This window comes from Virgibacillus sp. GM2-2 (assembly GCF_055329585.1).
In genome coordinates, this window is sequence record NZ_JBUZWC010000153.1 from 1 (window position 1) to 239 (window position 239).

The 239-nt window shown below is 56.9% G+C and carries 1 protein-coding gene; it reads right to left on the bottom strand.

The genetic code is table 11. The features are described from left to right. Positions 1 to 239 (bottom strand): ferritin family protein (locus tag ACY9Z2_RS19340; protein WP_463611300.1); only part of this gene is annotated, 239 nt, incomplete at both ends.

Sequence of the window (239 nt, forward strand, 5' to 3'; positions counted from 1 at the left end):
GAAAAGCTGTCGATGATGACGCCGCTCGTCGTCCCGGGCCCGGCGGAAGAATGCCAGGGCTTCATCATCGCCTTCCTCTTCCGCGGCCTTGGCAGCGGATGGGTAAAAATTCTCTGAATCAGTTGACTCCAGATTCATCGCAGTCTGCAGACTCTCCTTCACACCCTCAGGCCAGCCGAGCAGGCGGAATGCATTCTTGGCATGTTCGGCTTCATTGCCGGCGATCGAAAACAGCAGAT